Source organism: Variovorax sp. AB1(2024) (assembly GCF_037482385.2).
GTDB lineage: Bacteria > Pseudomonadota > Gammaproteobacteria > Burkholderiales > Burkholderiaceae_C > Variovorax.
Genome location: NZ_JBBHKP020000002.1, coordinates 717,154 through 738,557, shown reverse-complemented (window position 1 = coordinate 738,557; position 21,404 = coordinate 717,154). Strand labels below are relative to the sequence as shown.

Annotated in this window: 22 protein-coding genes; 9 read left to right on the top strand and 13 right to left on the bottom strand. The window is 68.5% G+C overall.

The window, feature by feature from the left end; translation table 11 throughout:
- Positions 1-110: 110 nt before the first annotated feature.
- The 7 genes from WIX39_RS30305 to WIX39_RS30275 form a co-directional block, all read right to left on the bottom strand.
- On the bottom strand, positions 111-1,304 hold the full coding sequence (locus WIX39_RS30305) for a HupE/UreJ family protein (RefSeq protein ID WP_409196795.1): 1,194 nt from the start codon (positions 1,302-1,304) through the stop codon (positions 111-113).
- A complete protein-coding gene (locus WIX39_RS30300; protein WP_409196794.1) occupies positions 1,291-2,472 on the bottom strand; it encodes a hypothetical protein in 1,182 nt (393 codons plus the stop codon). The genes WIX39_RS30305 and WIX39_RS30300 overlap by 14 nt, the downstream gene beginning before the upstream one ends.
- A 5-nt stretch (positions 2,473-2,477) precedes the next feature.
- Positions 2,478-2,765, bottom strand: a complete 288-nt coding sequence (locus WIX39_RS30295) for a hypothetical protein (protein WP_285413686.1) — start codon at positions 2,763-2,765, stop codon at positions 2,478-2,480.
- 13 nt (positions 2,766-2,778) lie between these two features.
- Positions 2,779-4,290, bottom strand: a complete 1,512-nt coding sequence (locus WIX39_RS30290; protein ID WP_409196793.1) for a DUF4331 domain-containing protein — start codon at positions 4,288-4,290, stop codon at positions 2,779-2,781.
- Between the two features lie 204 nt (positions 4,291-4,494).
- On the bottom strand, positions 4,495-5,325 hold the full coding sequence (locus WIX39_RS30285) for an urease accessory protein UreD (protein WP_409196792.1): 831 nt from the start codon (positions 5,323-5,325) through the stop codon (positions 4,495-4,497).
- A gap of 24 nt (positions 5,326-5,349) precedes the next feature.
- Entirely contained in the window at positions 5,350-5,880 is a 531-nt protein-coding gene (locus WIX39_RS30280; RefSeq protein WP_409196791.1) for a nucleoside deaminase, read from the bottom strand.
- Positions 5,877-6,914: an ABC transporter substrate-binding protein gene (locus WIX39_RS30275; RefSeq protein ID WP_106938087.1), complete on the bottom strand. Its 1,038-nt coding sequence runs from the start codon at positions 6,912-6,914 to the stop codon at positions 5,877-5,879. The genes WIX39_RS30280 and WIX39_RS30275 overlap by 4 nt, the downstream gene beginning before the upstream one ends.
- 336 nt (positions 6,915-7,250) lie before the next feature.
- Here WIX39_RS30275 and WIX39_RS30270 point away from each other — a divergent pair, with 336 nt between their 5' ends.
- Entirely contained in the window at positions 7,251-8,330 is a 1,080-nt protein-coding gene (locus WIX39_RS30270; RefSeq protein WP_409196790.1) for a Rieske 2Fe-2S domain-containing protein, read from the top strand.
- On the opposite strand, the gene WIX39_RS30265 is transcribed toward WIX39_RS30270, so the two are convergent.
- Positions 8,305-9,591: a diguanylate phosphodiesterase gene (locus WIX39_RS30265; RefSeq protein ID WP_409196789.1), complete on the bottom strand. Its 1,287-nt coding sequence runs from the start codon at positions 9,589-9,591 to the stop codon at positions 8,305-8,307. The two genes, WIX39_RS30270 and WIX39_RS30265, sit on opposite strands and share 26 nt — an antisense overlap.
- A 117-nt stretch (positions 9,592-9,708) precedes the next feature.
- Positions 9,709-11,010, bottom strand: a complete 1,302-nt coding sequence (locus WIX39_RS30260) for a D-amino acid dehydrogenase (RefSeq protein ID WP_409196788.1) — start codon at positions 11,008-11,010, stop codon at positions 9,709-9,711.
- 128 nt (positions 11,011-11,138) lie between these two features.
- Between WIX39_RS30260 and WIX39_RS30255 the strand changes: the two genes are divergently transcribed.
- From WIX39_RS30255 to WIX39_RS30245, 3 genes are read left to right on the top strand one after another with little or no spacing between them, the layout of a single operon-like run.
- Positions 11,139-11,606, top strand: a complete 468-nt coding sequence (locus WIX39_RS30255) for a winged helix-turn-helix transcriptional regulator (RefSeq protein WP_081269309.1) — start codon at positions 11,139-11,141, stop codon at positions 11,604-11,606.
- A gap of 20 nt (positions 11,607-11,626) precedes the next feature.
- A complete protein-coding gene (locus tag WIX39_RS30250; protein WP_409196787.1) occupies positions 11,627-12,121 on the top strand; it encodes a GNAT family N-acetyltransferase in 495 nt (164 codons plus the stop codon).
- A 28-nt stretch (positions 12,122-12,149) separates the two neighbouring features.
- Positions 12,150-12,551: an OsmC family protein gene (locus WIX39_RS30245; RefSeq protein ID WP_409196786.1), complete on the top strand. Its 402-nt coding sequence runs from the start codon at positions 12,150-12,152 to the stop codon at positions 12,549-12,551.
- A 23-nt stretch (positions 12,552-12,574) separates the two neighbouring features.
- Here the strand turns inward: WIX39_RS30245 and WIX39_RS30240 are convergent, their stop codons facing one another.
- From WIX39_RS30240 to WIX39_RS30230, 3 genes are read right to left on the bottom strand one after another with little or no spacing between them, the layout of a single operon-like run.
- Positions 12,575-13,756 (bottom strand): serine hydrolase domain-containing protein, encoded by a 1,182-nt coding sequence (locus tag WIX39_RS30240; protein ID WP_409196785.1) that lies wholly within the window; start codon positions 13,754-13,756, stop codon positions 12,575-12,577.
- A gap of 21 nt (positions 13,757-13,777) precedes the next feature.
- Complete coding sequence (locus WIX39_RS30235) at positions 13,778-14,137, bottom strand: winged helix-turn-helix transcriptional regulator (protein WP_409196784.1); 360 nt, start codon at positions 14,135-14,137, stop codon at positions 13,778-13,780.
- A 29-nt stretch (positions 14,138-14,166) separates the two neighbouring features.
- On the bottom strand, positions 14,167-15,294 hold the full coding sequence (locus WIX39_RS30230; RefSeq protein ID WP_409196783.1) for an alpha/beta hydrolase: 1,128 nt from the start codon (positions 15,292-15,294) through the stop codon (positions 14,167-14,169).
- Between the two features lie 158 nt (positions 15,295-15,452).
- Between WIX39_RS30230 and WIX39_RS30225 the strand changes: the two genes are divergently transcribed.
- The 3 genes from WIX39_RS30225 (at position 15,453) to lpxO (ending at position 18,556) form a co-directional block, all read left to right on the top strand.
- Positions 15,453-16,136: a response regulator gene (locus WIX39_RS30225; RefSeq protein WP_081269315.1), complete on the top strand. Its 684-nt coding sequence runs from the start codon at positions 15,453-15,455 to the stop codon at positions 16,134-16,136.
- Positions 16,133-17,560: a sensor histidine kinase gene (locus tag WIX39_RS30220; protein ID WP_081269316.1), complete on the top strand. Its 1,428-nt coding sequence runs from the start codon at positions 16,133-16,135 to the stop codon at positions 17,558-17,560. Before WIX39_RS30225 ends, WIX39_RS30220 begins: the two co-directional genes overlap by 4 nt.
- A gap of 99 nt (positions 17,561-17,659) precedes the next feature.
- The gene (gene lpxO / locus WIX39_RS30215) at positions 17,660-18,556 is read left to right on the top strand and encodes a lipid A hydroxylase LpxO (RefSeq protein WP_081269317.1); all 897 of its coding nucleotides are present in this window, start codon (positions 17,660-17,662) and stop codon (positions 18,554-18,556) included.
- 4 nt (positions 18,557-18,560) lie between these two features.
- Here lpxO and WIX39_RS30210 read toward each other — a convergent pair whose 3' ends face one another.
- The gene (locus WIX39_RS30210) at positions 18,561-19,250 is read right to left on the bottom strand and encodes a phosphatase PAP2 family protein (RefSeq protein ID WP_409196782.1); all 690 of its coding nucleotides are present in this window, start codon (positions 19,248-19,250) and stop codon (positions 18,561-18,563) included.
- 110 nt (positions 19,251-19,360) lie between these two features.
- Between WIX39_RS30210 and WIX39_RS30205 the strand changes: the two genes are divergently transcribed.
- Together WIX39_RS30205 and WIX39_RS30200 are read left to right on the top strand one after the other, a co-directional pair.
- Positions 19,361-20,050: a response regulator transcription factor gene (locus tag WIX39_RS30205; RefSeq protein WP_409196781.1), complete on the top strand. Its 690-nt coding sequence runs from the start codon at positions 19,361-19,363 to the stop codon at positions 20,048-20,050.
- Entirely contained in the window at positions 20,047-21,399 is a 1,353-nt protein-coding gene (locus tag WIX39_RS30200; RefSeq protein WP_409196780.1) for a sensor histidine kinase, read from the top strand. The genes WIX39_RS30205 and WIX39_RS30200 overlap by 4 nt, the downstream gene beginning before the upstream one ends.
- Positions 21,400-21,404 lie beyond the last annotated feature (5 nt).

The following is a 21,404-nucleotide window of genomic DNA, read 5'->3' as shown; positions in this document are numbered from 1 at the left end:
TCCTTCTCGGGCGATAGAGGAAAAGGGCCAGCGTGCGCTCTTGCAGGGCGGCTGTCCGTCAGACGGGGTCTACACATGCGTTCCCGCGAAGGGGCATGCGGATGGGTTCGCTATGAAAAAGGAAGCACCTTGACGTCGAACACGCGCTCGCCGAGCCAGATGGCCGCCACCAGCACCGCCAGCGCCGAGCCGCCGCGCAGCACCAGCGGCGGATAGCGCTGCCAGTTGCGCAGCGCCAGCAATGCGACGAGCACCACGGCCACCACCATCAGCTGTCCGGCCTCCACGCCCAGGTTGAACTGCAGCAGTGCGATCACGAAGTCGCGCAGCGGCAGGTCGAGCTCGGCCAGCGCGCCCGCGAAGCCGAAGCCGTGGATCAGCCCGAACAGGAAGCTGAAGAGCTTGCGGCGCCCGCGCAGCACCGGGTAGATGTTGTCGATGGCCGCCAGCATGATGGTGATGGCGATGCCGGGCTCGATGATGCGCGGCGAGATGGTCACGATCTTCAGCCCCGCGAGCGCCAGCGTGATCGAGTGCGCGATGGTGAACATGGTGACGATGCCCAGCATCGGCCACACCGCTTCGCGCCACGCGAGCACCGGCTCCCAGCCGTCCGCACGCCGGCGCAGCACGGCGGGCAGCAGCAGGCAGATCAGAAACAGGATGTGGTCGTAGCCGATGAGGATGTGGTGGATGCCGTCGCGAAAGAAACCGCCGTCGGCCTGCGCCGCCGCATCGGTGCCCGCCGCGCCGGCCTCACCGGCATTCCCGGGCCACGGCAGCGAAACCGGCCCGGCCGACGGGTCGAGCGAGCGCACCGTGGGCTGTGCGCTGGCGGCGTCTTCCGCTTCCATGCGCAACAGGCCGCGGTGCGTGGGATCGACCTCGCGGAACAGGCGGTAGTCGATGTCGAGCGCGGCGCCCGCCTTGCATGGCGCCTGCAGCCGCAGCACGAGGTAGGCGCCGTCGATGCGGTCTTCGACGGCCGGCGGCTGCGCTTCGGCCAGCACGCATTGGCCCTGCTGCAGGCGCAGGCGCGCCAGCGCATAGGCGCGGATGTCCGCAAGGCGCGTGCGCACCTCGCCCCAGCTGAGCTTGCGGTCGGCGTTGGTGTCCAGGTCGAGCATCGCGTCGAGGTCGCGCAGCGCGATGTCCCAGCGCAGGTCGATCGTGTCGCCCTTGCGCTGCAACTGCAGGTAGGCATCGCTCGCCTTGTGCGCGTGGGCCGGCGCCGCGCCGAGGAGCAGACCGACCAGCATCAGCATGGCGAGCACGGCCAGCCCGGCGCGTTCAAGGCGTTGCATCGACACGCGCATCCTTCAGTCCGATCTGTTGCATCAGCGCCTTCACTTCGTCGCGCGCGGTGGTGTCGTTGGCGGCCGAGGCGGCTCGCGCGAACACCAGGAAGTCGATGGGCTCGCGCTGCAGCCTGAGGTTCAGGCGCGCGAGTTCGAGCGCGCGCTTCGGGTCGTTCTGCACGTCGAGCGCGAACATGGCTTCCTCGCGTGCATGCAGCGCGGTGGTACCGGGGCGAAGCGCTGCTGCCTCGAAGCGCTGGCGCAGTTCGTCGGCTTCGGCCTGGGCGCGCTTGTCGCGTGCCGCGGCGCCGGCAATGGCCAGCCGCAGCAGCACCGCGTCGCTGCGCGCCTCGTTGGCCAGCAGCCTCGGGATTTCGGCATGGCGCCCGGCGCGCTGCAGATAGTCGCTGTAGGCCAGCAGCAGGTAGCCCGAGCGTTGCGCCGCCACGGCCTTGCGATAGGCGGCGTCGGCTTCGGCCTGGCGGCCCGCCAGTTCCTCCACCTCGGCGACGCTGGTCAGCAGCCACTGCCGCGTGCCGGCCTTGTCTGCGTCGCGCAGCGCGGGGTCTGCCAGCAGGGCCTGCAATGCTTGGCGGGCGTCAGCGTGGTTGCCGCGCAGCCCGGCGTTTTCCGCGAGGCAGGCCACGCCGTAGAAGGCGGGGCCCGATCGTCCGAGCGAGCGGCAGGCGGCGTCCGATTCGTTGTAGCGCCCGCGCACGCGAAGAATGGTGGCCAGCGTGATCCACGCCTGCGCATCGTTGGGGCGTCTGGCGAGCGCCATCCGCAGGGTGGCTTCGGCACCGTCGAAGTCATGCAGGAACTGCGCGACCGTGGCGCGCATGACCAGCACCGCGGGTGGGATCCGGGCCGGCGGCGTGGCTTCCCAGGCCTGCAGCGCGCCCATGGCGTAGCCGGCGTAGCGCGCGTCGCCCTGTTCGCGGGCCAGGTCGAGGTAGGTGGAGGCCGCCGCGATGGCCGTGGCCTCGTCGTTCGGCCGCTGCGCCAGTTCACGGCGCAGCCGGCGTTGTTCGCCCGACCAGCCGGCGACGACGGGCAGTGTCTCCACCACTTCGTCGTCGCCGGTGGGCACGCGCGGCACCGCGTGCGTTGCAAAGGCGGCCAGCGCAAGCGCGGCGCCTGCCACCCATGCTGTCGCGGATGCGGTGCGGCGCATGTCGGCTACTGCGTGGCGACCGGCTCTTTGGTCTCCGACGTCGGCGGCGGGTCGAAGACCGCCACGTTCGCCGGTTCGCTCGTGTCGAGCATGGTGGCGACCATCGCCTGCACATAGGCGATGAACTGGTCGTAGGGATCGGCCTGTGCGGGCGGCGGATTCTGCGGCGGGTTGTTTCCGCCGATCGGGAACGGGTAGAACCCGCCCCCGCCGCCACCTCCGCCTCCGCCGCAGCCGGCAAGGGCTGCGGCCAGCAGCAGGGCGGCGCCGATGCGATGGATGTTCCGGTTCATGCGGTGCTCCCGTTCATGGTGCCGCTGCGGCGTTGACGGCGCCGGGCAGCGGGGTGTTCAGGTAGGGGAACGCAGCCGGGAACTGCGACGGGCTCTGCAGCGCGCCGTCGGTGATGGCCGCGCCGCCGGCCGGCGCATCGGAGGGCTTGCACCCGACCTTGAGCGCGTCGTTGGCACCCGTCAGCACGCACAGGGCGCCCATGGCCACGCGCAGCTCGATGTCCACCACGTCGTCGCCCGGGCGTCGCCCGTTCGGGAAGCCCGCGTTGTCGCCGCCGGCCACGCCGAGGTTGCTCTGGCTCGCCATCGCCGTGGGCGCGATGCTGGTGTTCAGGCGCAGCATTTCCGAGGCCTTGACGTTGGCGGGCTTGTTCAGGCCGTCGATGCCCGTCAGGAAGGCCGCGACGAGGTCGGTGCGCGGGAAGTTCGTGGGCGCCGGTGCGCTGGGGTACAGCGACTGGATCAGCGCGGGCAGCGTCGGGTTGGTCACGTAGGTGGCGAACTGGCCGTCGTCCATCGGCTTGGAGCTGTTGAACGCGTCCTTGTCCTTCAGGCCGATGACCACTTCGTTGACCAGCGGCATGCCCAGGCGCGAGACCTGCGCCCATGCGCCGCCGTTGAGCGTCGTGGTGCCGTGGCCGCTCTTGGGCGGGCTGGCGATCAGGCGGCCCTGGCGCGCGCTGGCCGTGGTCCAGCCGCCGATGATCGGGCCGGTGCCGCCCGCGGTGAGGCAGGAGATCGGCACCTCGAGCGCCAGCGTGCTGACGTTGCGCGTGGCCAGCGTGCCCGCGCCGTAGGCGCTGGTCGAGCCGAGCGGGTTGAGATTGATCAGGTCGAACACCTGGCCCAGCGCGACCGCGAACGGGTCCTGGCGCTGGCCCGCGAACACGCGGCCCCCCGCGGCGCAGCCGGGGATGTTGATGTTGTAGATCTGCTGGGCCGCATAGGCGGCATAGCCGCTCGGGCCGCCGAAGGTCTTTTCGCCGATGTTGTCGGTCGGCCGGTCGAACACGGTGTTGCCGTTGGCGGCATTGGTGACGGCGGCGGCCTGGCCCTTGCGGCGGTCGCCGCGCACGACGGTGAGCGTGAACGTCTCGCGCAGGTTGCTCGTGGCCTGGTTGGGCGCCGAGATCTGGCCGGCCTGCACCAGCGGAATCGAGACCTGCTTGCCCGAGATCGGCAGCTGGATGTCGCGCAGCGTGTTGGTGAAGCGGAACTGGAAGGTCAGCGCTTCCATCGCGCTGCCGGTGTTGTCGATGTGGATCTCGTACAGCCCGTTCGGATCCATCGAGTAGTAGTTGGGGCCGCCGTACGCGCCCTGGTCGGGCTGGTAGTTGGCGATCAGTGTCACGTAGTCCTGGCGGTTGGGCTCGTAGCTGCGGAACATGTAGAAGTCTGTGCCGTCGAGCTTGGGCATCCCCGCGATCGAGGGCGCCTCGCGGTGGCTGGAGGCGAATGCGCTCACGGCGGCGAGCGCACTGAGCGCGAGAACACAGGCCTGGACAGGCGTTTTGGACAATCTCATCGACGTCACCTCGGTAGTGAAAGTGTTGGAATGGGCACGGACGACTTGCGCGGCCGCGGGCCGGCGCTGTCTGAGTACGGCCAACAAGTTCAGCTGGATGCGTCGAAGCGGCTAGGTGCTTGCTCGCTTGCCAAGCCCGCCGTTGTGGTGCAGACGCACGCGGGCGCGGTCAGGAAGTAGCGCGGTCAGGTGCGCCGTCGGCGCTCAGGTCGCCCAGATGCGCGGCGTGGCGCGCGGCAACTGCCACAGTTCGCCGCGCCATGCCTGCCACACCTGGCGCAGCAGCTGCATCGCGGGTTCGACCACCGGCGCCAGCACCCGCAGCACGACCACCTCGGCATGCGGGCTGGTGGCGCCGGCGCTGCCGTGCAGCGGGCCGGCTTCCAGCAGGCCGCGCGCATGCGCCAGCAGCGCGTCGCGGCGCGCGCGCGCCAGCGGTGAACCTGCCACGAAGAACAGCGAGGCCATGCAGCGGTGGCCGCCCAGGCCCAGCGGGCTTTGCAGCAGCCGATGGTCGGCCGCGTCGATGCGGCCACGCTCCAGCCACAGGCCCGGCACTTCGATGTGCTGCAGGTAGGTGCCGCGCTCGAAGGGCTGGCCGGCGTTGGGCAGGCCGAGCGCGGTGACGTCCCAGCCGATCAGCTCGGCGCCGGGCGCCGCTTCGATGCTCAGGCGGTTCTCGGCCCGGCAGCCGCTGTAGCAGATGGCTTCGAGCGGCAGCCATTCGAGCCGCGCACCGGCCGCCAGGCGAATGCGGGTGCGCTGCAGCGCCAGTTCGCCTTCGGAGCGGTAGAACCGCGAGGCACCGGGCGTGGTGATCAGGCCGTGGCTGCCGTCGGCAGCCTCGATGTCGATGTCGAGCGTGTCGCCGCCCACCAGCCCGCCCGGCGGGTGCACCAGCACGTTGTGGCAGACGGCGTCGCCCTCGGGGTAGAGGCTTTGCAGGATGCGCAGCGGACCGTCATGGCGAAAGCGGGCGACGGTGCGGGCGGCTTCTTGTGTGTAGGCGAGATGGAGACGGGCGTGCCAGGGCATGCGGCGAGTCTAGTGCGCCCGCTTTCAGGTCTTCCAGGCGCCGTCGTGCGCGGCGCTGGCTTCGTCGATCAGCGCGGGGCCGATGCACTCGATCCGATGCGGCGAGGCGCGGAACACGTCGCGGCACGACAGCTCGGCGTCGCGCTGGTCTTGCCGCTCGCCGCGGAACACGCGCAGGCGCTCGGCGTCGATGCCGAACACCACCCGGCCGATGTTCGACCAGAAGATCGCGCCCGCGCACATCACGCAGGGCTCGCCCGAGGCGTAGAGCGTGGCACCTGCCAGCTCTTCGCGCGAGATGTTGCGCCCTGCCAGCGCGCGCAATGCGTTGACCTCCGCATGGGCGGTGCAGTCACCGGTCTCGGTGTTGCTGTTGCCGGCTTCGGCCAGTACCTCGCCGGCGGCCGAGACGATGACCGAGCCGAAGGGGCGGTTGCCCCGTCGACGCGCCGCGTGCGACCACACGATGGCCTTGCGCAGGTAGCGGCCGTCGCGCTCGTCGAGCGTCGTTTCGGCGGGGTAGGCGGTGTTGTTGTTGCTGCTGAGGATGTTCATGCCTTGGGGAGGGAGCGTTCGCTGCGCGATGGGAGCATTGAAGTGTTGAAGATGGCGTCGGACGCGGGCTTGACCTTGAGGCCGAAGACATCGGCCACTTCGTCGACCTGCTGCTCGAGCGTGAGTTTCTTTATATCGCCAAGCCCGTGGCCGCGCGTGTCCGCCGCGCCCACGTACTGCGCCGTGATGCCCCAGCGCTCGAGCTCGATCTTCTCGTCGAGGATGGGTTCGCGCTGGCGCATGGCCGCGATGCTCGGCGCCGGGTTGGCGAAGGTCTCGACGATGGCGCGGTTGCTCGCGCGCAGGAAGGCGGCCACCACCTTCGGGTTCTGCGCCACGAGGTTGCTGCTGGCGAGGATCGCGTTGCCGTACAGGTTGACGCCGGCGTCCGCATACTTGAGCACCGACAGCTCCTCCGGCTTCATGCGTGCGAACAGCGACACGGCCGAGTCGTGGAAATAGGTGGCGGCATCGACGTCGCCGCGCACCATCACGTTGTCGCGCGCGCTGAAGTCGGTGGTCTGCCACTGGAAGGCATCGGCACGCATGCCCTGCTTGCGCGCCACCATCGGCCAGGCGCGCCGTGTCGATTCGACGGCCGCGGCGGCCACCTTCTTGCCCGCGAGGCTCCTGAAGTCTGCGCTGACGCCACGGTCCTTGCGGCCGATGATCACGAATGGTGCGCGGTTGTAGTACTGGTAGACGGCCTGCACCATCGGTGTGCCCGGGTTCTGCGCGTTGAACTCGACCAGCGAGCTGATGTCGCCCAGGCCCAGCTGGTACACGCCGCTGGCAATGCGCGTGATCGAGGCGACCGAGCCCGCGCCGGTGTCGATGCTCACATCGAGTCCCTCGTCCCTGTAGTAGCCCTTGGCCAGTGCAAGGAAGAAGGGCGCGGTCTGCCCGTTGATGCGGAAGTCGAGCGTGAACTTGAGCGGGGTGAGCTTGCCGGTGCTGCCCTGGGCGAACACGGACGGCGCGGCGATGGGGGCAAGGGCGGCGGTGCCGGCCGCAAGAAAGAATCGACGTTGCATGTGGGGCCTCGGAGTCTTCGGGTCTTGAATCCCTCCGCCGCAAGGCAGAAGGCGTTTCAAGAGCAATTTCCGGGCGGGCGCACGTGGATGGTGCGTGCGCTGCTGAACGCTTCTACTCTTGCACCGGTCGATGCACGAGGCATGCCAAGGCTTTTGCTCGGGCATTGCGAAGGAATGCGTGCATTGCGGAAAAAGCGGAGCCACAATCCGGGCGCGCAATTTGCAAGGCAGCTTGCGCAGAGTAGAAGCGTTCAGCCACGTTGCGGGCATCGTCCGTCCCTGGCAGGAAATTGCTCTTTCAGTTCGTCCCCACACGACCACAGAAGGAGTCCGCGCATGCTCGTTACCCAACAACCCGTCTTCCGCAAGTTCTGGCATGCCGTCATGCCGCTCACCGAACTCGCCAACGGCCCGAAGCCTTTCAAGCTGCTGGGCGAGGACATCGTTCTCTTCATCGATTCGCTCGGCCAGCCTGCCGCGCTGCGCGACCGCTGCTGCCACCGCACCGCGAAGCTGTCAAAAGGCTGGTGCGTGGACAGCGAAGGCCAGGCCTGCGGCACCGGTGCCATCCAGTGCGGCTACCACGGCTGGACCTACGACCGCAGCGGCCAGGTGGTGCGCATTCCGCAGTACGACGCCGACCGCAAGATCTCGCCCGAGTACCGCACCACGGCCTACCACTGCACCGCGCGCTACGGCTATGCCTGGGTGGCGCTGGAAGATCCGATCGCCGACATCCCCGTCATTCCCGAGTTCGACGACCCGGGCTACCGCACCATCTTCCAGTTCTACGAGGAGTGGCAGACCAGCCCGATGCGCGCGCTGGAGAACTCGTTCGACAACTCGCACTTCAGCTTCGTGCATCGCGCCACCTTCGGCGTGGCCGCGAGCCCGAAGCCGAGCAAGTACGAACTGGTGGAAAACGAAACGGGTTTCTATGCCGAGACGGTCATCGAGGCCACCAACCCGGTGAAGTTCCACGCGATCAGCGGCGTGACCGACCCGATCACCACGCGCCACATGCGCAACGCATACTTCCTGCCGTTCTCGCGGCGGCTCGACATCGAGTATCCGAGCGGTGTGCGCCACATCATCATCAACTGCTTCACCCCCATCGACGACGGGCGCATGCAGCTGTGCCAATGGCTGTTCCGCAACGACACCGAGGCCGACTGCGCGGCGCAGATGCTGATCGACTTCGACGATGCGGTGACGCGCGAGGACAAGGACATCCTCGAGTCGACCGACCCCGATGCGCTGGTCGACACGCGCCGGCGCGGTGTGGAGTATTCGATGGAGTCGGACAAGCCGGGCATGCTGATCCGCAAGCACCTGATGCAGTTGCTGGCGAAGCATGGCGAAGCCGAGGTCCACCGCAGCATGGGCGCCGTCATTCCTGTTGCGAAGGCCGCGTAAGGGTCTGGGCCTGGGTCTGGGACGGCTGCATCTGGCGAGGCTGGGGAAACGCGGGCATCGGCAGGCACTCGAAGCCCGGCTTCGCGAAGAGGTAGCCCTGGAACAGGTGCACGCCTTCGTCTTCCAGCCAGCGCAGCTGGTCCGTCGACTCGATGCCTTCGGCGATCACGTCGATGCACAGCTCGCGGCACAGGCCGACGATCGCCCGCACGATCGACTGGCGCGGCCCGTTGACCTGAATCTGGCGCACCAGGGCGATATCCACCTTGATCTGGTCGGGCTGGAATTCGGCGAGCAGATTCAGCCCCGAGTAACCGGCCCCGAAGTCGTCGATGGCCACCTTCAACCCCTGGCGCCGGTACACGTCGATCGACTCCGAGAAGCCGCGATGGTCCTGGATGGCCTCGGTCTCCGTGATCTCGATGACGATGCGGTCGAGCCCGATACCGCATCGCCGGGCCGCGGCCACGGTGCTGTCCAGAACGCGCGGTGACGCGACGGCGCTCTGCGGCATGAAGTTCAGGTTCAGGTCGCAGGCGATCCCCAGGCGCGCCGCTTGAGCGATGGCTTCGGTTCGGCCTTCGGCGTCGAAGCCGTGGAGCTGCGCGGCAGGCACCGCCCCCAGCACCTGGAAGGCCGATTCGCCGCGGGCTCCGCGAACGAGGGCCTCATAGGACACGACCTTCAGTGCCGCCGTGTCGACGATCGGCTGATAGGCATAGCTGCGGCCGTACGCCGACGCCCAGGCCGCCGATGCGGGCGCGGTCAAGTCCGGCGCGTCGGTGGCCGCGCCGGGGACGGTCGCCCTTCCTTGCGATGCGCGCCCGACGATGTTCTGCCGCCAGCGTCCGTCGGCAAAGGCGGCAATCACCCGGCGCGCCTGTGCCGGATTCAACTGCGTGAACGTGGCGTCTGCGTCGAAGACGTCTTGCAGCCCGTCGATCGCGCGGAGTTCGCCCGGCGCCATGGCCATGAACGACATGGACCATTCGTCGAACTGGCGCGCGGGAAGGGGCTCGTTCAGGATGCGGACGATCTCGCCATGCCGCGCGTCGGCGACGATCTTCTGGAAGGTCTCTTCGACAACGGCCGGCGGACCTTCCAGCAACTGAAAGAAATGGCGGTTGTCGTAGAGCAGAAAGCCCGTGAGTCCGCGGCGTTCATTGGCGCTGCTTGCGCTCTGCATCAGCTGCGCCAGGGCGCCGGGGTCGAAGGCTTGTGTCGCTTTGCTCGCGTAGGCGATGTGAATGAGGGGTTGCATGAGTTGGATCCGTCCCCTCGAGGGTAGCGGCGGAAACCAACCGTGCAACCGCGACGTCGCGGCGATCCTGTAGGCCAATGTGCCGTGACGGCGTGGCCCAAGCCTTCGTCAGGTGCGTCAGGCGGGTGCGGCAGCGGTGCTGGGGCGCGTTGCGCGCGGCGCGCCCTGTTCGTAGCGGTCCATCGCGAGGCCGTCGGTACGGATCTCGGGGCGCTGGCCCATCACCATGTCGGAGATGAGCTTGCCCGAGCCGCAGGCCATGGTCCAGCCCAGCGTGCCGTGGCCAGTGTTGAGGAACAGGTTGGCGTAGCGCGTGCCGCCGACGATGGGCGTGCTGTCGGGCGTCATCGGGCGCAGGCCGGTCCAGAACGTGGCGCGCGGCACGTCGCCGCCGGGGAACAGGTCGGTCACCACCTTTTCGAGCGTGGCGCGGCGCGCCGGGTTCAGGCGCAGGTCGAAGCCGCCCAGCTCGGCCATGCCGCCCACGCGGATGCGGTTGTCGAAGCGGGTGACGGCCACCTTGTAGGTCTCGTCGAGCACCGTCGATTGCGGGGCCAGCGATTCGTCCAGCAGCGGCACGGTCAGCGAATAGCCCTTGACCGGGTAGATCGGGATGTCCAGGCCCAGCGAGGCGATGGCCGCGCGCGAATAGCTCCCGAAGGCCATCACGTAGCGGTCGGCGGTGAGGATCTTGCCGGTGGTGGTGCGCACGCCGGTGATGCGGCTGCCGTCGGTTTCCAGGCCGGCGATGGTCTGGCCGAAGCGGAAGTCCACGCCCAGTCCGCGCGCGATTTCCGCGAGGCCGCGGGTGAAGAGGTGGCAGTCGCCGGTTTCGTCGTTGGGCAGGCGCAGGCCGCCGGTGAGGCGGTCGCGTGCGCCGGCCAGCGCGGGCTCCACGCTCGCCAGCGAATCGCGGTCGAGCAGTTCGTACGGCACGCCGCACTCTTTGAGCACCGCGATGTCGCGCTGCACCGCGTCGAGCTGGGCCTGCGTGCGGAACAGCTGCAGGGTGCCGCCGGTGCGCTGCTCGTACTGCAGGCCGGTGTCGGCACGCAGCTGCTGCAGGCAGCCGCGGCTGTATTCGGCCACGCGCATCATGCGCTCCTTGTTCACGGCGTACGCCTCGGGCGAGCAGTTGCGCAGCATGGCGGCCATCCAGCGCAGCTGGAACATCGTGCCGTCGGGGCGGATCGACAGCGGCGCATGCTTTTTGAACATCCACTTGATGGCCTTCAGCGGAATGCCCGGCGCTGCCCACGGCGTGGAGTAGCCGGGCGACACCTGGCCGGCGTTGCCGAAGCTGGTTTCCTCGGCTGGACCGTCCTGCCGGTCGAGCAGGGTGACCTCCGCGCCGGAGCGCGCGAGGTAGTAGGCCGTGGTGGTACCGATCACGCCGCCGCCGAGAACAATGACTTTCATGGTGTATCCGCCGATTCGAATGGAATGAAAGGAATTTAAGATGCACAATCCAGTGGATTCCATTGTTTTTTGAGATTCGGCAGTGAAATCCGCTGCTGGAAATCGCCCAAGGCCGCCTGCGAAGTGAAATGCCCGAACTCGACCGAATCGACCGCCGGATCCTCGATGCCTTGCAGCGCCAGGGCCGCATTTCCATGACCGAACTGGCCGAGCACATCGGCCTGTCGGCGTCGCCCTGCGCGGAGCGGGTGAAGCGCATGGAGCGCGACGGCGTCATCACCGGCTATCACGCGCGGGTGTCCCCCGAGGCACTGGGCAAGACGCTGCTGGTGTTCGTCGAGATCAAGCTGTCGGCCAAGTCAGGCGACGTGTTCGACAAGGTCAAGCAGGAGCTGCTGCACATGCCCGAGGTGCTCGAATGCCACCTGGTGTCGGGCAGCTTCGACTACCTGGTGAAGGCGCGGCTCAGCGGCATGAGCGAATACCGCCACCTGCTGGGCGACATCCTCAAGAAGCTGCCGGTGGCGGCCGAGTCGCACAGCTACGTGGTGATGGAGGAAATCAAGGAAACCCTGACGCTGGCCGTGGACCGCTGAACAGACCGCTGGACACAACGATGAGCACGGACCGCGACATTCCCGGCATCACCATCCGCCCCTGGCGGCTGGACGACTTCGACGCCGTCAAGGCCATCCTCGACGACACCTTCGCGAGCACCTGGCTGCCGCAACTCAGCCCGGAGGCGTTGCGCACCTACCGCGAGAGTGGCGAGCCCGTGGGCTACATCGACGAGATGGGTCCGGCCTTCTTCGTTGCCGAGATCGAAGGCGAGGTGGTCGGCATGGTCCATTGGGAGCATGACTTCGTGCATGCGCTGCACGTGCCGGCCGTGCAGCAGCGCCGCGGTATCGCACGCGCGTTGATGGCCTTCGCGGAAGACGGCATGCGCGCCAGCGGCGTGACGCTCGCGCGGCTGGAGACCGACACCTTCAACACGCAGAGCCAGGGCTTCTACCTCGCGCTCGGCTACCGCGAAGCCGACCGCTACCCCGATCTCGAATGGCACAGCGGCTTCACGACCATCCTGTACGTGAAGCCGCTTGCATCCTGAACAGCAACCTCCCACCAAGGACATCCGCATGACCATCTCGATCCGCCGCGACGGCACCACCGGCACGCGCCACATCCTGAAGATCCGCAACCACGAGATCCCGGTCGATGCCTCGCCGGCCGGCGGCGGCAGCGACGCCGGCCCCGAGCCGCACGACCTGTACGACGCGTCGCTCGCGGCCTGCAAGGCGCTCACCGTGCTGATCTATGCGCGCCGCAAGGGCATTCCGGTGGAAGACATCGAGGTGGTGGTCGACCGCGACGACAGCGAGGAGCGCAAGGGCGTCTACCGCCTGAAGTCCGGCCTGCGCGTGAGCGGCGACCTGAGCGAGGCGCAGCGCGACGAACTGCTGCGCGTGGCGGGCAAGTGCCCGGTGCACAAGCTCATGACCGACGTGAAGACCGAGATCGAGACCGGCTGGGCCGACTGAGCCAGCGCGGCATCCGTTCGCGCTCAGTTCAGCACGCGGTACGCCCGCAAGGCGCGCAGCAGCGCCCAGAGGCCGGCCTCGGCCGGCACGCTTTTCTCGTTGAAGGACACGGCGATGTACACGTCGTCGGCCGGCACATAGGCCACGACGCTGGTGAAGCCCTCGATGCCTCCGCTGTGGCCCAGCATCAGGCCGGGGCCGTCGGGCACGTCGTAGAGCTGCACGCCCATGCCGTAGAACGAATTGCTCCCTGCGTAGGGCCCGAGCATGGCGGGCATCGCGGTGAACATGCGGTGCACCGAGGCCTCTGGCAAGACCCGGCCGGCCAGCAGCGCGTGCCAGAAGCGCACCAGGTCGCCGCCCGTGGAGGCCAGCGCGCCGGCCGCATAGGGCGTGGCGTACTGGTCGGGTGCATCGACCGGCCGGCCGGCCGCGTGCCCGGTGGCCACGGGCAGCTCGACACCCGGCCTGCGCATGACCGTGTGCGTGAGCGACAGCGGCCGGATGAGCCGCTTCGCGAGCGCGTCCGCCAGCGGCGCGCCTTCGACCTTCTCGACGATCACGCCGAGCATCGCGTAGCCGGTGTTGGTGTAGCTCCAGTTGGTCCCGGGGCAGAACTGCGGCTTCTGCGCGGTGCCGAGCGCGATGATCTCCGCCGGCGTCCGATAGGCCGTGCCGAACGTGGGCAGCGCGTTGAAGCTCACGATGCCGCTGGTGTGGCGCAGCAGCTGCTCGATGGTGATGAGCCCTGCGTTGGGCGCATCGGGAAACCACCTGTCGATGGTGTCGCCGAGCGCGAGCTTGCGCTCTTCCACCAGCTGCAGCACGACCGCGGCCGTGAGCGTCTTGGCGGTGCTCGCCACCTGGAAGGGCTGCTCGGGTGCCACGGGTTGCGGCGGCTCCTTGCGCGCCAGCCCGCGCGTGGCCGACCAGGTGCCTTCGCCCGGAATCGCGACCGCCACGCTGGCGGCGGGCACGTGCTGCAGCATCTTGTCGAGCGCATTGCCGAGCGAGGCCTGCAGCCCGGCGGGAAGCTCCCCGTCGATGGAGCGCCTGAAGTCTTTCTGCCAGACCGCATCGGGCGCCGAACGCATCGGCGGCCCGGCGTAGACGGGCGACGGCGCACACGCCGGCTGCGCTTGCGCCAGGCCCCATGACATAGAGGTGGCGAGCAGCACCGCCGACGAGATTTTCAGCAACGACATTCGGGATTCCGGTTCACGAGGCTACGGCTGCCTGGCCGCCTGCGCCTTGGCGCGCGCGCCCTGCACGCGCTTGGCGTTGCGGTCGCCCCAATCCGCCAGCGGGCCGAGTGCCTCGTTGAGCGATGCGCCCAGCTTGGTCGCGGAGTATTCCACGCGCGGCGGCACTTCATGGAACACCTCGCGGTGGACGATGCCGTCGGCTTCGAGCTCGCGCAGCTGCTGGATCAGCATCTTCTCGCTGATGCCGGGCAGCTGCCGCTTGAGTTCGCCGAATCGGAAGGTCTGCGCGTCGAGTTCGCGCAGGATCACGGCCTTCCATTTGCCGCCGATGACGTCGAACGCGGCGGCGATGCCGGCGATGCCGGGTTTCCTTGATTTCATTGTGGGTCTGGAGGATTGCACCGTCGGGCTCACGCCCATGTCATGAACTGGATCGCGCGCAGCACTTCGGCTTCGCGCTCCATGAAGAAGTCGGTGTGGTTGCTGTTGTCTAGGGTCAGGCGATTGGGCGTGTCGAGCGCTTCCACCAGGCGGTTGGAGTCCGCGATGCGTGCGCGCCGGAAGATGCGCAGCATGTCTGCTGCGTCCTTTTCAGTCCTGGCGTCCAACGGCTGTTCGAGCCACGGGAACAGGTCGCGGTTGTCGGCTGGCAGGGCCGTGACCACCAGCGACGGCACGCGCACGGCCTTGTAGTCGGGCGAGAAGTTGTGCGCGGCGGTGTCCATGGCGGTCTCCACGTCGTCGGGCGTGTTCATGCGCACGCTGCCGTCGGTGCCCACCTCGACGGCGTCGCGCAGGTTGGCCTCCAGGGCTGGCCACCAGTTTTTGGTCTTGCGCCGGTTGAAGGCGATGGCGGCCTGCAACGAGCGGTGGTCCGCGGCCGTCGCCCGGGGCTCGTCGAGCCTGCTGTTCATCGGCAGTTCTTCGCCGCCGCGTTCACCGTCCTTCGTGTAGTCGAAGGTGGTGTCGAGGTAGATGAGCCCGCGCAGGCGCTCGGGGTGGCGGCCGGCGAAGTGGGTGAGCTCGTTGCCGGCGATCGAATGGCCGCCAAGCACCACGCGCAGCAGGCCCAGGTCGTCGAGCACGGCTTTCAGGTCGCTGCCGAGGGTCTCCACCTCGTAGTGCTGGGTGGCGCTCTTCACCGGCAGAGGCTTGTCGGACAGGCCATAGCCGCGCCGGCTGATCGCCACCACGCGCGAGCGGGCGGCAAGCGCGGGCGCGAGGCTGTCGAAGCAGCGCGCATTGCCGCCCAGCCCGGCCAGCAGCACGATGGTTGGACCGGTGGTGCCGGCGCGCTGCCAGTCGCGCACCTGCAGCGAAACCTGCGGCGCGGTCGAGACCTTCACGCGGCGGTCGATGACGCGGACCGGACCGGTGCCGCTCGCCGAGCCCGTACCTGTTGCCGCGGCGCTCCCCGCGCGCGCGCCGCCGCCTCCGCCGCAGGCCGCGAGCCCGGCGGCGCCGGTGAGGGCCAGGGCGCGCAGAAGGCCGCGGCGCTGGGGTTGGAAGCGGTTCGGTGGGACAGGTGATGAATTCACGTCGATGTTCCGTTTGCAAGGGGTCGCTCGAGTGTGGTTTTCGTACCTGAAGGCCCGCTTGGGCGTTCATGAAGATTTCCTGAAGTACCCCGCAGCCGCTTGTCTGATACTGCGGCCTCGTTCCCGCCACCGGGCGGGGTTCGTTCGCATGGAGGCCCATGAATCTTTTGCTTGTTGAGGACGACCTTGATCTGGGCAACGGCGTGCGCATCGCGCTGGCCAATCAGGGCATGGATGTGGTGTGGGTCCGCAGACTCGACGACGCCCTGCGCACCCTCGACGGCGGCACATTCGACATGGTGTTGCTCGACCTCGGCCTGCCGGACGGCGACGGGCTCGACCTGCTGTTCCGCCTGCGCCGCGACCGCCAGATATTGCCGGTGCTGGTGCTGAGCGCGCGCGACGCGCTCAACGACCGGCTGCGCAGCCTGGACGACGGTGCCGACGACTACCTGGTCAAGCCTTTTGCGCTGGCCGAGCTGCTGTCGCGGGTGCGTGCGCTCGCGCGCCGCAGCTACGGCTTCAACGACGAGACCATCCGCATGCGCGGACTGGCGCTGCACGAACCCACGCGGGGCGTGCTCGTCGACGGCGAGCCGGTCGAGCTGTCGCGCTGCGAGTTCGACCTGCTGGCGCTGCTGCTCAAGCGCACCGGCCGCGTGGTCACGCGCCGCGTGATGGAAGAGCAGGTGCTGCCCGGCGGACAGGCCAACGGCAGCAACTCGCTCGAGGTGCATATCTCCAACCTGCGCCGCAAGATCGGCCAGGGCTACATCCGCACGGTGCGCGGCATCGGCTACGTGATCGACGTGCAATCGCTGGTGCGGAGCACGACGAAATGATGCAGGCGCTGGCGCAGCGCTGGAAGAACTGGAAACAACCTTCCCTCATGCGGCGCCTGCTGCTGGCGCAGATGGGCGTGGTGGCCTTGCTATGGACCATGGCCGTCGCGCTGCTGCTGTACGACTCGTACGAAGACCCGGAGCTGCTGAAATACGACAAGATCTTCCAGACCGTGCTGGCGATCTCGCAGAACACGGCCGACCATCCCGACAAGCAGCAGGAAACGCTGGCAGCCTTCGACGCGGCGCTGCTCGAGACGGTGGGCGACGGCGACGCCGCGTCCGATTCCGCCCCGGTCATGCAGGTGTGGCAGGGCGACAGGCTGATCTACAGGTCGACCGCGGCGGTGCCCGTGATCCTCAACTCGGTGCCGAACCGCATCGAGACAGTGAAGGCCGGCAACCGCGAATGGCGCGCGCGCACGCTGGTGTCGCCCACCACGGACACCCGCGTCATGCTGGCCGAACCCAGCGTGTGGCGCCTGACCGTGACCGTGATGTACCGGGGCTACTACCTGCTGCCGCTGGTTATCAGCCTGCCGTTCCTGGTGTTCCCGGCGTGGCTGTCGGTGCGGCTTGCGCTGAGGCCCTGGCGCCAGGTGAGCAAGGAAACCGCCGAGCGGGGTCCCGCCGACCTCACGCCGCTGTCGTACACGCCGCCGCACAAGGAGCTGCAGCCGCTGGTGCAGAGCATCAACAGCCTGCTGCAGCGGGTGCGCGACAGCACCTCGCGCGAGCGCAGCCTGATCGCCGATGCGGCGCACGAACTGCGAACGCCTCTGGCCGCCATGCGCGTGAACGTCGAGGCCCTGAAGGAGCAGAGCACCGACGAGGGCCAGCGCGAGCTCATGGGCAACCTGTTGCGCAGCAACGACCGCGCGGCCCGGCTGGTGGGGCAGCTGCTGCAGCTCATGCGCAGCGATGCGGTCCCGGACAACGCGCTGCCGGTGATGCTGTCGCTCGACGCGCTGGTGCAGGACCGCCTCGCCATGATTGAGGGCCTGGCCAGCGCCCGGGGCATCGAGCTGGAGCTGGTGTGCGAAGACAACGTGCCGGTGCTGGGCGAACGTGAGAGCCTGGTCTCGATGATCGACAACCTCGTCAACAACGCCATCAAGTACAGCCCCGCGGGCGGCACGGTGATGGTCCACGTGGCGCACGAGGGCCCGCATGCGCTGCTGACGGTGTCCGACCAGGGACCGGGCATTCCGGCGGCGCTGCGCGAGCGGGTGTTCGACCGCTTCTTCCGCAACCCCGACCAGACCCAGAGCGGCAGCGGGCTGGGCCTGGCCATCGTGAAGTCGGTGGTCGACCGGCACGGCGGCGAGGTGACGCTCGGCGAAACCGCCGAAGGCGGCCTGCTGGCGACGGTGCGGCTGCCGCTGGCGATGGCCGAGGCGCCGCAGCCCATGCTCTGCAGCTGACACCGCCCCCGGGGCGGCCCAAAGGGCAATCGGCCCGAGTCAGGTCCTTTTCGGGGCGACGATTTACACTACCCGGCGCCGTTTACAGGACACTTTCCAATGAAGTGGGTCATTCTTGCCATCTTCGCGCTCAGCGCGCTCTACGTTCATTTCCGCGGCCAGGTACGGCATCGTTTCTTCAGACAGCTCTCTGATCACTCGACCTTCCTCGCCCCGCTGAACGTCTTCATGTACCTTTTCTCGAAGGTACCCGGTACGCCGTACCTGTCGCCCGCGCAGTTCCCCGAGATGCGCATCCTCGAGGAGAACTGGGAAGTCATCCGCGAGGAAGCCCTGGCCATGCGCAACGGCGGCAGCATCAAGGCCTCGAGCCAGTTCAACGACGTGGGCTTCAACTCGTTCTTCAAGAGCGGCTGGAAGCGCTTCTACCTCAAGTGGTACGACGAGGCGCATCCCTCGGCCGCCGTGTTGTGCCCGCGCACGACCGAGCTGCTCAAGGGCATCGGCACCATCAAGGCCGCGATGTTCGCGGAGCTGCCCCCGGGCAGCCGCCTGGTGCGCCACCGCGATCCGTTCGCGGGCTCGCTGCGCTACCACCTGGGCCTGTGGACGCCGGGCGTCGAGGGCTGCTACATCGACGTGGACGGCCAGCGCTACCACTGGCGCGACGGCGAGGCGGTGGTGTTCGACGAGACCTTCATCCACTACGCCGAGAACACGACCGACCACGATCGCGTGATCCTGTTCTGCGACATCGAGCGCCCGTTGAAGTACCGCTGGGCCAGTGCGGTGAACCGCTGGTTCGCCAAGAACCTGCTTGCCGCGGCCAGTTCGCCCAACGACGCGGGCGACAAGACCGGCGGCATCAACCGCGCATTCAAGTACATCTACCAGATCCGCGTGGTCGGCAAGCGCCTGAAGGCATGGGACAAGCGGGTGTACTACCTCGTGAAGTGGGCCATCTTCGGCGGCCTGGCCCTCTGGATCTTCTGGTAAGCCTTCAGGTCCCGGCCGGCACCAGCTCGCCGCGCGGGCTGCCTGCCCGGCACACGACGGCGGCAAGCAGCGTGCCGCCCAGCACGTCGAGCAGCACATGCTGCCGCGTCGCCAGCGTCGAGTAGACGATGCCGAGCGCCCACAGCATGTTCAGCGCCTGCACCCACGCCGGTGCCTGCACGCTGCGCAGCTGACGCCGCAGCAGCACCGCGGTGAACACCGCGAACGCGACATGCAGCGACGGGAACGCATTGCCGCCCACGTCGGTGGCCTTCAGGAACTGCAGCGCCGGATACTGCGACCAGTCGACCGGGAACACCGGTACTGTCGTGGGAAAGAACCAGAACACCATGAGGCCGATGGCCGCCATGATGGCGGCGTCGCGCGCGCAGGCTTGGAGCTGCGCCTTGTCCTTCGCGAAGGCTGGCGCCAGCGAGATGTAGAACCACAGCGAGCCGTAGAGCACCATCGCATCGCCGCTCACGCCCACCCAGTGGTCGAGCCGCGTGAGCGGCATCACCGTCGGCGCCGAAGGCGGGTTGTGCATCACCCAGAAGTACACGACGAAGAAGCCCGAGATGCCGACGGTGGTGCCGATCATCTTCACCAGCCAGAGCGTGGCGATGCGATGGCCCAACGCCAGGTACCAGGGCCGCGAAGGCAGAGGGGAGGAAGTCGCCGGGCGGGAGGTCATGGAGCGCCTCAGCTTATGCCGCTGCATTGCGTGAACATTGCGTCGCGTCAAAAGCCCTCTCCTAGAATGGCCCGCCTCTTTTCCCGCATCCAGCCCCTGCCGCATCCCTCATGAGAATCCTGCTCGTCGAAGACGAAGTCGACCTGGCGCAAGCCCTGGCCTCGGCCCTGCGGCAGAACCAGGCGGTGGTCGACGTGGCGGGCTCGCTGCGCGAGGCCGAGGAAGCGGTGCTGAGCGCGCCGCACGACGTGATCGTGCTCGACCGGGGCCTGCCCGACGGCGACGGACTGTCGCTGGTGCGCTTCCTGCGGCACAACGAGATTCCCACCGCCGTGCTGGTGCTCACGGCCATGACCGATGTCGCCGAGCGGGTGCTGAGCCTCGACGGCGGCGCCGACGACTACCTGGCCAAGCCCTTTTCGATGGACGAGCTGATGGCCCGCGTGCGCGCGCTGGCCAGGCGCCCCGCGGTGCGCGCCAACTTCACCATGACGCTGGGGCAGCTGAGCTTCGACCACCACATGCGGCAGGCCCACGTCGGTGACCTGAACCTCACGCTGCCGCGCCGCGAACTGCTGGTGCTCGAGACGCTGCTCGAGCACCGCGGCCGCACCGTGCTGCGCGAGACCATGCAGGACCGCGTCTACGGCGACAAGGACGAGATCCAGTCGAATGCGCTCGACACCCACGTGTCGCGGCTGCGCTCCAAGCTCGACAAGGCCGGCGCGCAGGTCGAGATCCATGCGATACGCGGCGTGGGCTACCTGATCTGCGCGGCCACGCCGCCGAACAACGGATGAGCCTGAGCCTGCTCTCGCTGCGCTGGCGGCTGATCTGGAGCCTGATCCTGCTGCAGGTGGTGGTGGGTTCGCTGGTGCTGGGCGGCTTCATCGGCCTGGCGTGGGTGGCCGGCCGCATCGTCGACGAGACCGGGCAGGAGACCATCGCGGTGATTCAGCGCGCGCTGACGCGCGACGCCGAAGGCCGGCTCGCCGTTGCGCCGACCCCCGAAATCCGGCGCCTGGACGAGGCCGACTCTTCGTTCTGGTTCATCGCGCGCGACGCCGCGGGCTCCGAAGTGCGCCACGGCGATGTACCCGCGAAGTACGCCGGCCTGGCGACCACGCTCGACGGCATGGAGCGCCTGACCATCGACCCGTCGAAGGACAACACGCAGCCCAAGGCCCGCTTCGAACGCGTGGAAACCGACGCGACGGGCCCCGTCAACGTCGTGGCCCAGACCGGCGCGCCGCTCACCGTCAAGACCACGCTCAAGGGCACGGGCCTGGTGTTTCTCTTTCTGGTGGCGCCGATGGCGCTGGTGACCTGCCTTGGCGTGATCCTGGCCACGCCCTTCGTGGTCAAGCGCGGGCTCAAGGGCGTGGTGGCCACCGCCGAGCATGCGGAGAGCATCGACGTGCACGAGCGCACCACGCGGCTGCCGCTGGCCAACGTGGCAAGCGAGATCCGCCCGCTGGTCAACGCCGTGAACCGGGCCTTCGACCGGCTCAACGAAGGCTACGACCGGCAGGAGCGCTTCCTGGCCGATGCCGCGCACGAGCTGCGCACCCCCATCACCACCCTGCAGATCCACCTGGAGCGGCTGCCCCACGATCCGCTCAAGGTGAAGCTCAAGCAGGCCTCCGCGCGGCTGGCCACGCTGGCCGAGCAACTGCTCGATTTGCAGCGGCTGGACCGCATCGCCTCGCACGACGCGCAGGTCGACCTGAAGCCGCTGTGCGAGCGCGTGGCGGCCGACATCGCGCCGCTGGCGATCATGAACCGCTGCACGCTGTCGGTCGACGCGCCCCGGGCGCTGCTGGTGCGCGGCGACGCGCCCTCGCTCGAACGCGCGCTCACCAACCTGATCCAGAACGCCATCGAGCACGGCGGGCAGGGCTGCGACATCCAGGTGCGGCTGTGGGAGCCGTCAGGCTTCGAGGTGCTCGACTCCGGGCCGGGCATTCCGGAGGCCGACCGCGAGCGCGTGGTGGCGCCGTTCCACCGGCTCGTGCCGCGCGGGCGCGGTGCAGGGCTCGGCCTGCACCTGGTGGCCGAGGTCGCGCGGCTGCACGGCGGCCAGCTCACGATCGGCTCGAGCGAATCGGGCGGGGCGAGGATGCGGCTGGAACTGAACCTGGCGGCCTAAGGACC

Bases quoted from the DNA above. Each gene is read 5' to 3' on its own strand.
- WIX39_RS30260 (WP_409196788.1), bottom strand. From the start codon at position 11,010: ATGAAAGTCATTGTTCTCGGCGGCGGCGTGATCGGTACCACCACGGCC.
- WIX39_RS30305 (WP_409196795.1), bottom strand. From the start codon at position 1,304: ATGCAACGCCTTGAACGCGCCGGGCTGGCCGTGCTCGCCATGCTGATG.
- WIX39_RS30220 (WP_081269316.1), top strand. From the start codon at position 16,133: ATGATGCAGGCGCTGGCGCAGCGCTGGAAGAACTGGAAACAACCTTCC.
- WIX39_RS30210 (WP_409196782.1), bottom strand. From the start codon at position 19,250: ATGACCTCCCGCCCGGCGACTTCCTCCCCTCTGCCTTCGCGGCCCTGG.
- WIX39_RS30205 (WP_409196781.1), top strand. From the start codon at position 19,361: ATGAGAATCCTGCTCGTCGAAGACGAAGTCGACCTGGCGCAAGCCCTG.
- WIX39_RS30255 (WP_081269309.1), top strand. From the start codon at position 11,139: ATGCCCGAACTCGACCGAATCGACCGCCGGATCCTCGATGCCTTGCAG.
- WIX39_RS30235 (WP_409196784.1), bottom strand. From the start codon at position 14,137: ATGAAATCAAGGAAACCCGGCATCGCCGGCATCGCCGCCGCGTTCGAC.
- WIX39_RS30200 (WP_409196780.1), top strand. From the start codon at position 20,047: ATGAGCCTGAGCCTGCTCTCGCTGCGCTGGCGGCTGATCTGGAGCCTG.
- WIX39_RS30285 (WP_409196792.1), bottom strand. From the start codon at position 5,325: ATGCCCTGGCACGCCCGTCTCCATCTCGCCTACACACAAGAAGCCGCC.
- WIX39_RS30240 (WP_409196785.1), bottom strand. From the start codon at position 13,756: ATGTCGTTGCTGAAAATCTCGTCGGCGGTGCTGCTCGCCACCTCTATG.
- WIX39_RS30245 (WP_409196786.1), top strand. From the start codon at position 12,150: ATGACCATCTCGATCCGCCGCGACGGCACCACCGGCACGCGCCACATC.
- WIX39_RS30225 (WP_081269315.1), top strand. From the start codon at position 15,453: ATGAATCTTTTGCTTGTTGAGGACGACCTTGATCTGGGCAACGGCGTG.
- WIX39_RS30290 (WP_409196793.1), bottom strand. From the start codon at position 4,290: ATGAGATTGTCCAAAACGCCTGTCCAGGCCTGTGTTCTCGCGCTCAGT.
- WIX39_RS30280 (WP_409196791.1), bottom strand. From the start codon at position 5,880: ATGAACATCCTCAGCAGCAACAACAACACCGCCTACCCCGCCGAAACG.
- lpxO (WP_081269317.1), top strand. From the start codon at position 17,660: ATGAAGTGGGTCATTCTTGCCATCTTCGCGCTCAGCGCGCTCTACGTT.
- WIX39_RS30250 (WP_409196787.1), top strand. From the start codon at position 11,627: ATGAGCACGGACCGCGACATTCCCGGCATCACCATCCGCCCCTGGCGG.
- WIX39_RS30295 (WP_285413686.1), bottom strand. From the start codon at position 2,765: ATGAACCGGAACATCCATCGCATCGGCGCCGCCCTGCTGCTGGCCGCA.
- WIX39_RS30275 (WP_106938087.1), bottom strand. From the start codon at position 6,914: ATGCAACGTCGATTCTTTCTTGCGGCCGGCACCGCCGCCCTTGCCCCC.
- WIX39_RS30265 (WP_409196789.1), bottom strand. From the start codon at position 9,591: ATGCAACCCCTCATTCACATCGCCTACGCGAGCAAAGCGACACAAGCC.
- WIX39_RS30300 (WP_409196794.1), bottom strand. From the start codon at position 2,472: ATGCGCCGCACCGCATCCGCGACAGCATGGGTGGCAGGCGCCGCGCTT.
- WIX39_RS30270 (WP_409196790.1), top strand. From the start codon at position 7,251: ATGCTCGTTACCCAACAACCCGTCTTCCGCAAGTTCTGGCATGCCGTC.